The 10,501-nt window shown below is 53.0% G+C and carries 10 protein-coding genes; 2 read left to right on the forward strand and 8 right to left on the reverse strand.

Annotation, left to right across the window (positions count from 1 at the left end; all coding sequences use genetic code 11):
- Positions 1-87: 87 nt before the first annotated feature.
- The 6 genes from METPAY_RS10965 to METPAY_RS10990 all read right to left on the reverse strand — a co-directional run bounded on the left by METPAY_RS10965 (position 88) and on the right by METPAY_RS10990 (position 6,010).
- The gene (locus tag METPAY_RS10965; RefSeq protein ID WP_048152459.1) at positions 88-1,170 is read right to left on the reverse strand and encodes a hydrogenase large subunit; all 1,083 of its coding nucleotides are present in this window, start codon (positions 1,168-1,170) and stop codon (positions 88-90) included.
- Entirely contained in the window at positions 1,167-1,595 is a 429-nt protein-coding gene (locus tag METPAY_RS10970) for an NADH-quinone oxidoreductase subunit C (RefSeq protein ID WP_048152462.1), read from the reverse strand. The genes METPAY_RS10965 and METPAY_RS10970 overlap by 4 nt, the downstream gene beginning before the upstream one ends.
- Before the next feature lies 1 nt (position 1,596).
- A complete protein-coding gene (locus METPAY_RS10975; protein ID WP_048152465.1) occupies positions 1,597-2,043 on the reverse strand; it encodes an NADH-quinone oxidoreductase subunit B family protein in 447 nt (148 codons plus the stop codon).
- 6 nt (positions 2,044-2,049) lie between these two features.
- The gene (locus METPAY_RS10980) at positions 2,050-2,916 is read right to left on the reverse strand and encodes an NADH-quinone oxidoreductase subunit H (RefSeq protein WP_048152539.1); all 867 of its coding nucleotides are present in this window, start codon (positions 2,914-2,916) and stop codon (positions 2,050-2,052) included.
- Positions 2,917-2,927: 11 nt separating this feature from the next.
- Positions 2,928-4,862 carry an NADH-quinone oxidoreductase subunit 5 family protein gene (locus METPAY_RS10985; RefSeq protein ID WP_048152467.1) on the reverse strand — a complete coding sequence of 645 codons (1,935 nt, stop codon included), beginning with the start codon at positions 4,860-4,862 and terminating at the stop codon, positions 2,928-2,930.
- Positions 4,863-5,110: 248 nt separating this feature from the next.
- Positions 5,111-6,010: a tetratricopeptide repeat protein gene (locus METPAY_RS10990; RefSeq protein WP_048152468.1), complete on the reverse strand. Its 900-nt coding sequence runs from the start codon at positions 6,008-6,010 to the stop codon at positions 5,111-5,113.
- Between the two features lie 137 nt (positions 6,011-6,147).
- On the opposite strand from METPAY_RS10990, the gene METPAY_RS10995 reads away from it, so the two are divergent.
- Complete coding sequence (locus tag METPAY_RS10995) at positions 6,148-6,429, forward strand: hypothetical protein (RefSeq protein WP_048152471.1); 282 nt, start codon at positions 6,148-6,150, stop codon at positions 6,427-6,429.
- A 363-nt stretch (positions 6,430-6,792) separates the two neighbouring features.
- On the opposite strand, the gene METPAY_RS15730 is transcribed toward METPAY_RS10995, so the two are convergent.
- Entirely contained in the window at positions 6,793-7,071 is a 279-nt protein-coding gene (locus tag METPAY_RS15730) for a DUF1016 N-terminal domain-containing protein (RefSeq protein WP_084600823.1), read from the reverse strand.
- 193 nt (positions 7,072-7,264) lie between these two features.
- Between METPAY_RS15730 and METPAY_RS11000 the strand changes: the two genes are divergently transcribed.
- A complete protein-coding gene (locus METPAY_RS11000; protein WP_048152474.1) occupies positions 7,265-8,035 on the forward strand; it encodes an SAM-dependent methyltransferase in 771 nt (256 codons plus the stop codon).
- 34 nt (positions 8,036-8,069) lie between these two features.
- Here the strand turns inward: METPAY_RS11000 and METPAY_RS15165 are convergent.
- A partial coding sequence (locus METPAY_RS15165; protein WP_048152476.1) for a hypothetical protein occupies positions 8,070-10,501 on the reverse strand: 2,432 nt, incomplete at its 5' end.

Consider the following 10,501-nt stretch of genomic DNA (forward strand, 5'->3'; position numbering starts at 1 on the left):
AAAGGGGTACCTGAGAGTCGCCGGCCCGCCGACGAGGTTCTTTAAAATCCTCTTCGCCATCGTGAATGTAATCTTTCCCATCTCAAATCACCTCTCCGCACACCCGATACACGGATCGATCGTCAGGACAATCACCGGGACATCCGCCATCTCGCAGCCCGCGAGCATCTTTACAAGCGGCGGGATATTCGTCAAAGTCGGCGTCCTCACACGCTCCCTGACCAGGTACCTCTTCCCGTTGCCCTTCACGTAATGGATGCACTCGCCTCTCGGCTGCTCGACCCGCGAGAAGTACTCTCCGTCCGGGTTGCCCTTCACCTTCACCTCGATATCCCCGTCGGGAATCTTCTCTATCGCCTGTTTGATCAGGTCCGCCGACTGGAGAACCTCCTTCGCACGGACAACACACCGCGAGTAGCAGTCTCCCGCATTCTCGACGACCGGCTTGAAGTCAAGCTCCGGGTATGCAAGATATCCGGTCTCGCGTGCATCGATCGCAACCCCGCAACCTCTCGCAGTCGGCCCGACAGCCCCGAGGTGGTAGGCATCGTCCTTGGAGAGATACCCGATTCCGCTCGTCCTGTGGATAACCGTCGAATCGTCGAAGAAGACATGGTTCAGCTCCTCGACCTCGGCATAGGTCCTGTCGAGGCCCGCCGACATCTCCTTCAACTTCGACCCGGAGATATCCCTCCGGACACCGCCGACCTTGCACGAACCCTGGATCACCCTTCCGCCGGTAGTCTCCTCCATCACGTCGAGCACCTGCTCGCGGATTCTCCACGCGTTCATGAAGAGGTTCTCGAATCCCATCGCGTCCGCAAACAGCCCCATCCAGAGAAGGTGGCTGTGCATCCTCGAGTACTCCGACCAGATCGTCCTCAGGTACTTCGCTCTCTCCGGGACCTCGATATCCATGATATTCTCGATCCCCTGGCAGAACCCGACGCTGTGGATGAAACTGCATATCCCGCAGATCCTCTCCGCGATATACACGAAGTTCTTGAAATCCCTCTTCTCCACGAGCTTCTCCAGCCCGCGGTGGACATACCCGATTGAAGGGATCGCCTCGAGAACCTTCTCGTCCTCGATCACGAGATCAAGGTGGATCGGCTCCGGGAGAACGGGATGCTGCGGCCCGAACGGAACTACCGTTCGCCTTCCTGTCATTCTTCACCTCCCGCATCGGCCTTCGCTTCTTCCTTGGTCTCTTCCACCGCTTTCTTCGCCGGGACTTTCTTCACCGTAACCTCGCCCCTGAACGGGTGCGGGACGCTCGTCCTGATAAGATTCCCCTTGAAATCCAGGTTCATCCCTTCGACCGGAATCCCGTAGAGGTCGTGCATCTCGTTTTCGTAGATGAACGCTCCCCAGTATATATCAGATATGCTCGGCATCGTCACGTCTTCGCCGATCGTGACCCGGAGGTTCTCGAAACGATTCTCTTTGTCGAACGAGTAGTTGATCTCGAAGGCGTCCTCGATTCTCGTGCACCCGATCTGGACCAGGCGGTACCCGTCGTCCGACTTCGCTTTCACTTCGTCCAGAAGTTCGCCGACCGAAATCTCCCTTATCAGTTGTTCTTCGATAGTCATCTTAGTGCCCCGCCTCCGCCTCTTTCTTCATATCTTCTCTCTTCTTTTCCAGTACCCCGAGGGCTTGTACAACCCCGTCGATTATCGCCTCCGGTTTCGCAGCACAGCCGGGAACATACACGTCCACCGGGATCAGCTTGTCCACTCCCCCGGCCACGTTGTAGCACTCGCGGAAGACACCGCCCGATAATGCACAGGCCCCGATCGCCACGACCACGTTCGGCTTGGGCATCTGTTTGTAGATATTTTTGATCACCGGCTTGTTCTGCTCGTTCACGCTGCCCGTCACGAGGAAGACGTCGGCATGCTTCGGGTTTCCGGTATTGATGATCCCGAACCGCTCCACGTCATAGAGAGGTGTAAGGCAGGCAAGGACCTCGATGTCGCAGCCGTTGCAGCTCGACGCGTCGTAGTGTATAATCCAGGGGGATTTTGTTATGTATGCCATTCTCTATCACCTCAAAATAAGGTACAGGGCCATCAGGTTCAGGACCCCTGCAACCGCGGTCACAATCCAGCAGCTGTCGAGCATGAAGCTCCATTTCACCCTCGAAGTCGCGTTGTCCACGAAGATCTCCAGGAGATATACAAGGGCAATCACTATAATTCCGATTATAGGGGCAGCGAACCCGAAGAACAGGAACAAAAACCCGAGGAGGAAGACGAGCTCGTAGAGGTGCGCAAGCTCGATCATCCCGAGCGTCGATCCCGCGAACTCCGTATTGAGACCCCGCACAAGCTCCTGGTGGGCGTGGTGCGACGTTGAGATATCGAACGGCGACTTCCTCAGCTTCACCGTCAGTATATAGACGAACCCGATGAAGATTCCCGGAAGCACCAGTATGAGCGGGCTTCCGTACGACGCGATGTCGAGCGTATTGAACGAGTTCGTCACCTCGTAGAACCCGACGGCCGCGATTATTATCATCGGCTCTATCGCCATGAGCTGGATCAGTTCGCGTTCCGCACCGACATGGGCGTAAGGCGACCCTGACGAAAATGCACCGAGTATCAGGGAGACCTCCGCGAGAGTCAGGGCGAAGATCACCAGCAGGATATCGGAGCCGCCGAAGAAGAGCGCTCCGGTGATTATGATGAAGACGAGGTACCCGAATATCCAGAAGTTCTGGGACTCGTGTATAACCATCTTCTCCTTCTCGAAGAGCTTGAGTATATCGTACATCGGCTGGAACAAGGGCGGCCCTACCCGTCCCTGCATCCTTGCCGTAATTATCCGGTCGAGCCCGAGAACAATCGTCCCGACGAACGGGGCGAGGATTATGAAGAGCAGAATCCCGATAACCGGTTCTCCTGTCAGCATATCTATAGCACTCACATCATCACCCCCAGCGGAAAGACCCACGATAACAGGGCGAACATCACCACGATTATGAGAATCGACGACCAGACGCCGGCCCTGCTGAGCTCCTTCTCACCGAACATATTCGGGAAGTAGTAGTTGGAGAGCTCCTCCTCCTTCATGACGCCCATGCTGCCGAGGAATTTGAGGTGCTCGCCCTCGACCTCCGTGACCCTTGCGCCCATATACTGTCTTCTCAGCGTCCGCCCCTTCGCGAAGTGGAAGAGGCTTAACGGGAGCAGGATGACGACGACGATCATGAAGAGCATGATGATCTCGTTGCTCAGGCTGAGGAGTGGCGATGTCGTGTGGTATATGGCGTGTAAATACGGCTCGATCATCGTCGACGATATCAGCGGGAATATAAGACATGCCAGGACGGTGAGCCCCCCGAGAGTGAGTATCGCACTCATCTCCGGGCGGGACGCCTCCTTTTCGACCGGCTTCCTTTCGGTCCTGACCTCAATGATCTTGCCCATCCATTTCGTCCAGAAGAATACCGTGATTCCGCTGCCGTACGCGATTATCGCGATCAGCAGCATTCCGAACGGCGGTATCGCGTTGACGAAGGCATGTATCGACGCCCACTTAGAGATGAGCATACCGAACGGTGCGAGGAACATTCCCGCCATTCCGATGAGCATCATGAGGGCGATCTTCGGCATCGCGGCGATGAGTCCGCCCATGTCCTCGATGTCCCTCGAATGCTTCTGGTGCTCGACCGATCCTACGGAGAGGAAGAGGAGCGACTTTGCGACCGCGTGGAATATTATCAGCAGTATCGCGGCCCAGACCGCCTCCTCGGTTCCGATTCCCGCACAGGCGACGACCAGACCGAGGTTCGCTATAGTCGAATACGCGAGAACCTTCTTTGCGTTGCTCTGGCTGATCGCGATCGCCGATGCGGTGAGGAACGTCAGTGCGCCGATGAACGCGAACGCGATCCCGATAAGACTTGATTCATATATAGGTGCGAACCTTACGATCACGTAGACTCCGGCCTTGACCATCGTACTCGAGTGTAGGAGTGCCGAGACCGGGGTCGGTGCGACCATCGCCCCGACCAGCCACGAGGAGAACGGGAACTGTGCGGACTTGGTAAGCCCGGCGAACCCGATGAACGCCGCCGCGACGAGTGCGATCTCCGGCGAGCTCTTCAGGAGCTCGTTTAAGTAAATGTCCGTTCCGGCGGAGAATGCGTTTATGAAGAGTATCGCACCGCTGAACGCCACACCCCCGATGACGTTTAAGAGCAGGGCCCAGAATGCATTCTTCCACGAGACTTCGTCCCTCGCGTACCCGATGAGGAGGAACGAACAGAGCGTCGTAATCTCCCAGAACAGGAAGAGCCACATGATGTTGTTGGAGAACACGATCCCGAACATCGCCGAGAGGAAGAGGAACATCAGGAAGAAGAAGAGCGGTCTCCTGTCCTTTACGTCCTTGTGGTGCTCGTGATATGTCTTCATGTAGCCGGTCGCATAGACGCAGATCAGGCTCCCGATTATGCCGATGATCAAGGCCATTATCAGGGAGAACGGGTCGATGAAGAGGTCGAACCCGATGTTATGCGCCGGTTCGAAGACGATCTCGGTGTATGCGGCCATCGCAAGCTGCAATGCCGCGAGGACTGTTACCAGGTATTTTTTGAACTTCAGGCTGATTCCGATGATGAAGAGGCCGATTGCGACTTCGGCCGCGAGTATCAGCGGGTCGACAAATGTGCCGTCTACAGCGAACAATACCTCGCCCTTTCCGAAATATTCAAAGAGGAGATATAATGATCCGAGACAGGTCACAATTGCCGCGAAATTGACGAATAGATCCCTCCCCCTGCCGTTCGGGAGGAAGAGCATGATTCCTCCGGCAATCAGCGGGAAAAGTATAAGAAATATTAATGATTCCACGTGTGCGCCTCTAATCTATATTCTGATTTCACATTATTTATCATTATCAATATGAGCCGGATTTAAGAAAGTTTCAGGCGGATCTGGTGTGAATAATGCCATATTCTGTATTACCATTTATGTTGTCTTCGCCGGTTATGCAGGGTTTGATCGTGCCCCGGGGATAGAATTTTGTATGCTCGCGAAATTTTATTTTTTCAAAAAAATTTTCCGGAAGAAGCCGGTGGTCTTACGGGTCCGGGCTGTGTTTAATCCCCGTGCAGTTGCCTGGCTTCATCCGACGATTCGATATCGGGATTATAGCGGACAGCTTCTTCATATGCCCCGTTGCATTCGTGTTCGGGTGCGCCTGTCTTTTTCAGGGCAATATAACGGTAATACCACAGAAGTGCGTTCAGGTCGTCCGTTTCTTCGGACTCCGGCAAGCCGACCGGCGTGTTGTCGACAACTTCCCGGTATTTTCCCAGGTCGAAGTTGCAGATAACGGTTGAAGTTTTCGCAACGTAATTTTCAGGCGATTCGTCGTCGCAGAGCTCCATCACCATATGTGCTGCATTAAGAGCTTCGCCCGGTCTTTCCAGGTCCATCAGGGTAAGCATCTTTCCCTGCCATGCGCCGGGCCTGTCCCATTCTCTCGCGATCGCTTCTTCGTAGGATTCGAGAGCGGCGTGGTATTCTTCAAGTTCGTAAAGGACGTTGCCGATCTCTTCGCAGAATGCCGCCTGGTATTCTTCCGGCGACGAATTAAATCCGCCTGCGAGTTTATCAAGGGCGGAACTGTATTCTCCAGACATTGCCAGCAGTCTTCCCCTGGCCAGGCCGAGTATTGCGGCGACTTCCGCTTCTTCCCCGGAGAAGTCGTGCTCGAAGGTATCTTTCCAGGAGAAGAAGGATTCGTAATAGTATTCGACCGTATCCAGGTATTTTTCGATATGTGGGCGGTTGTCGTTGGAAAGTTCGAAGATCTCTTTTATTGCTGGTTCCAGGTGTTCTAAGGATTCATAGTAGTTCCCGATGGCGAATTCGTATTCCGATCCGGCTTTCTCCGCTTCCCCGGAGTTATAGGATCTTTTTACTCCGGCAAGTCTATCGTCGAGTTCTTCGAGTTCCCCGATAAAGGTATTGGATAGATCCTCTTCTTCGCCCATATTATTACCATTTACGCGGGGCACTATTAAATTTATTAAAGCAGTGGCGTTTTTTTTCTTTGAAATAGTATTCCCGTTTCGACCGAACAGGTGGCTGCCCGGAAAATTATATATCTTTATACAATAGATTATGTTCTATGCCTTCAGCAGCAGAGAAGGGATCAGGAACACATTCGCCGACACTGGACAGTATAAGGATGGTCGAGGCATTCATCAGGGAAAACAGCGGCGAATATAAGAAAACGTCGCTCTGGAAAAATCTCCCTAAGCAGATGATGTACCAGACCTTCATGCAGATAATCGAATATCTCCTTGAATCCAACAAGATTGCTGCGGACAAGGCCGGCCATATCTGCTGGATATATAACCCGAAGGTCGTGGATTATTATAACGGCCGCGAGGATCTCAGAATAAGATGAAAACCCGGATTTTTTTTAATGACGAGAGTGTTTCTGAAAAGTATATGGCTCTTCGTTAATTTGCGTGGGTATAAAAGCAAGCCTCACCACTTTTGACAACACCTCGCCGCGAACCGCGATAAATTCATGGTGCGTACGGAACGGAATATGTCAAAAAACAGCTTAGGGGACCCTCGTCGGTCCCCCAAGCGTGCCGTGAGAGGGATATCTTAAGGCAAGGCCCCTGGGTAGGGGCCGTCCGGCGGACCTGGCCGCCGGTGCCGGGGTCGCCCGAGTAAGGTATAGTAAGTTATGTAAGCAATACGGGAGTGCCATGTATTTTAAAAAAAAGACGGTCCTGATTTTATTGCAGGGAAATTCCCTTCAGGTCGTCCCCGCATCTCTCCATAATAATGAATGGCTCCAGCCTATTTCTCGCACCAGTGGTGCGAGTTTTTCAGAGCCACGGTAAGTCTCATAAAAGTTTTTCATTCTCCAGAGATTCGACGCAGAGAAACCGGAAATGCCCGGAAAATCCTTTTGAAGTTCACCTCGGTAAGCAAAGTGCCGTAGTCCCCGGGCAGTATTGCGGGTTTTTCTGTCATATCTCAAGTTCCTCGAAATTTCAATTGATCCTGTCATAAAAGACCGGACTTTTCGCATTTATTGTTTAATGTTTATTTTACATTCAAACTTAAATTCAGTTATCGGTCATCATAGTTTGCATGAAAATAATGTTGTGATTTACATGAAACAGTCCGTGAAACAGTCCGTGAAACCTTTGTTTCATAAACGTTTTTTTAACCCTGCCGGATTATATGATAAAAACGTGACTTGATATTGGAGATATTGGAATATGGCAGGGTTCGAATATAAAAAATCGTCAAAATATACCGATTACGATACGATATATGCACAGTGCAGCGGCCCGGGCGGACTTCAGCTTGCCGATTTCATGGCGGAAAAAATGGGGATTGCGCCTGGTAAGAAGCTGCTCGATGTCGGCTGTAACCGTGGGTGGCAGACCTGTTTTCTTGCGAAAGAGTACGGGGTCTTTGCGGTGGGAATCGATCCGTGGGACGACCGGGAGGAGGGAGACCCGATGGTGGAGCATCTCCGCAGGAATTCCATTCTCTGGGGCGTGGAGGATTCGGTTCTTGGGATAAAGGCGGGCGTGCCGGGTACGGGTTTTGCCTCGGAATCGTTCGATTATGTCTATTCGACGACTGCGCTTGAGATGATCAGGGTTTCGCAGGGAATCGATGGATACATGGAGGCGTTGAAGGAGATCTGCCGGGTGCTGAAACCCGGAGGTATATTCGGCGTCGGCGAACCGATGCATCTCGGCGTTCCTGTTCCCCGAGACCTCGAACCTTTTGTCTCGCAGGACGAGTACTCGTGGAAGGAGTGTTTCCGGAGCCTCGACGAGACGACGGAACTGATAGAGAAGGCCGGGTTCGGGATCGCAGAATCTGCCTATGCCCCGGATGCGTGGGACTGGTGGACTGCGTTCGCCTGTCACGATCCCTTCTGCAAAGAGGACCCGGACGGCGACCCGAAGAGGCTTGAGGTCGACGGGGGGAGATGGACGAGTTTCGGGTATGTTGTCGGGAGAAAGTGTGATTAATCCAATAATTCCGGATCACAAATCCTTATGAATTTTAATTGCCTCTCTCCCGCAGGAGCCTCCCGAAACATCTCTCGCAAATACTCATCTTCAGCTCATCCGAAGAAAAAGCCGCCTTCCCCTCCCCGCAGAGATCGCACTTCCCGAGCTCCTTAGTCGTTCTCTCGAAATCGCGATGATCGAGAACGCCTGGAAGGGGAAGAGTAAAACCCCTTACATCGCCTGGCGACACATTACCCGGTACATTTGCAACTTTGCACACATTTACAACCGGTTGCGAAAAGTTTTTGCAAACTAAAGAATTATTTTCTGCTGCTGTTTTTTTATTTCCCGGCAGATCAGGGTATTCTTCTTCTATGTTTGCAAAATTACCACGCGTACACACACACTCCTGAACAGGTACATGCGTATTATTCATCTCCTGTGCCCCGGGATTTTTGTGCAAACTACTGTTTACGGATAAAAGATCTCCGTCATCCATACAATATTCAGTAAAAGAACCGTCCTCTGTCTCTGTCTTAGTTTGCAAATTTGTTTTGCAAACCGTGTGCAAAGATTGTGCAAAGTTGCAAACTGAAGATGACTCCGAAGGACCATCGTTCCCCGGACCACCGTCATCATCACCGGGATCGTTGTCGTTCTCCTCCTCATCGAGCCAGACAATGCTTCTATTATTCCATCCCTGGTATATCTCGTAATCGAATGAGAACTGGTTCTCACGCCGCCGGACCATATAGCCGTCGACCTCCTGCGAAACCGTTGCGTCGATGAAACCGATTGCAGGGCATTTTTCCAGGAGACCCGAATACGAATAGTCACCTTTCGAATAACCCTGAAAGATCCTCCTTGCCTGGTGATACGAGATCCCCATGACATCCTGGAGCATCTTGATCGTGACAAGGTCCCAGCCCATTTTACAAATTACCTCGAGGGCGGCCGTCTCGTTTTTGGTAAGTTTCGTCTCCTGGCTTCCCGAATCCCCGTTGATGGCCGAATAGATCCTCGCAGCCGCTTTGAAGTCGTCAACCGTCGCCCGGATTGCGGTGAGATCTTCTATAGGATTGTCATCCTCGTCTACCGGCGTGAACCTCTCCCTCTGTTCTTTGAAAAGAAGGGCGTGACATTTGACGAGGTCGAAAAATATCGCCGGGTTCCTCCTGTTTGCGGCTGATGAGAACTGGACCCTCTCGGCGAACGGAATGGAGACATACGTCGTATCCTCCTTCAAAATCGCCCAGATGCAGCGGCATATGCCGACTTCGGCGGGCTCCCTGAGGATTATCTTTTCCCGTGCCTCGGTTTTCTTCGTGTCGTCGAGTACCTTGTTGTCCTGTCCGGAGGTATCGTCGATCCAGACGGTGAGCATCCTGTTCAGGACCTGGTCGTCGCCGATGGACTCGACCTTCGCGACCCACCAGACGCACCTCTCCGGGATGTTGTATATCCTGAGCTGCCTGTCGGTTGTGAGCGTCTGGTACTCGATCTTTTCACGGAAGCTGGTGGTCGCGGACTTGATGATCTCGCAGACATCTTCCGAGAGGTGGGAGTCGTCGAAGAGGAAGACGGTCTCCGGTTTCAGGTCCCGGTTGTAGTAGAGCGCCTTGTCGCTGACCTTTCCGCTGAGCCTGTTGTCTTTTGGAACAAGTTCGAGCATGGCCCTGCATGCATCGGATTTTCCTTTTCCCGATTCCCCGGATACGAATACATGGAGACCTTTCGTGTTCATGACCGACTGGGAGGCGATGGACATTACAAGGCATTCGGCCAGCGTCTGGTCGCCGACGTGGAATTTCGAGAAGGTTTCGAGCATGAATTTAACGGGGTCTCCGTTTTTCAGGATTTCGGCGGCCTTCTCAAGGGTCTTTTCGGGGAACGAGGATCTCTTGCGCCGGGTGTTTTCTTCGTCTTCGTTTTTGTCGGGTTTTTCGGTTTGTCTTCCGGCTCGTCTCTCCTTTTTGCCTTCTTTGATCTCGTACATCGCCCGGAGTTCGCTCCATCTCTGTTTCCCGCCGCCGCAGGAGTTGTGGTGGCACCCGGCGTAGATGGCACCGTTTGAAAACTGTATGGCGAAGGCTCCGTCTTTGTGGGCGGATGAGAAGGGGCATTCTTCAAGGACGTAGAGGGTTCCGCCCTGCCAGGGTCTTTGGCTTGCGACGGTGATGCCGTGATCGGAGAGCCAGAGGGAGAGGTCGATCTTTTTATCGCCGCTCTTCGCCTGCGGTTTCTCTTCGTCTCTCGGGAGGAGGCCGGCGAGTCTTTGGAGCGTATCGGCCCCGGCGGTCTCCATATCTTCCGGGGCGTCGAGGATCTTTGCCCTGCGGTGCGGGCGATCGAGTGTGTCGTCGCCCTTCCGGGATATTGTTCCGTAGAGTTTCCAGATCCGGGCGGCGTTGTGGTTGGCCGTATCGACGGTGACTGTGTTATCGGAGAAGAGTGCGTCGAGTGTGGTGAGACAGTTTTTGATCA

Origin of the sequence: Methanolacinia paynteri (genome assembly GCF_000784355.1) — an archaeon.
Lineage (GTDB): Archaea > Halobacteriota > Methanomicrobia > Methanomicrobiales > Methanomicrobiaceae > Methanolacinia > Methanolacinia paynteri.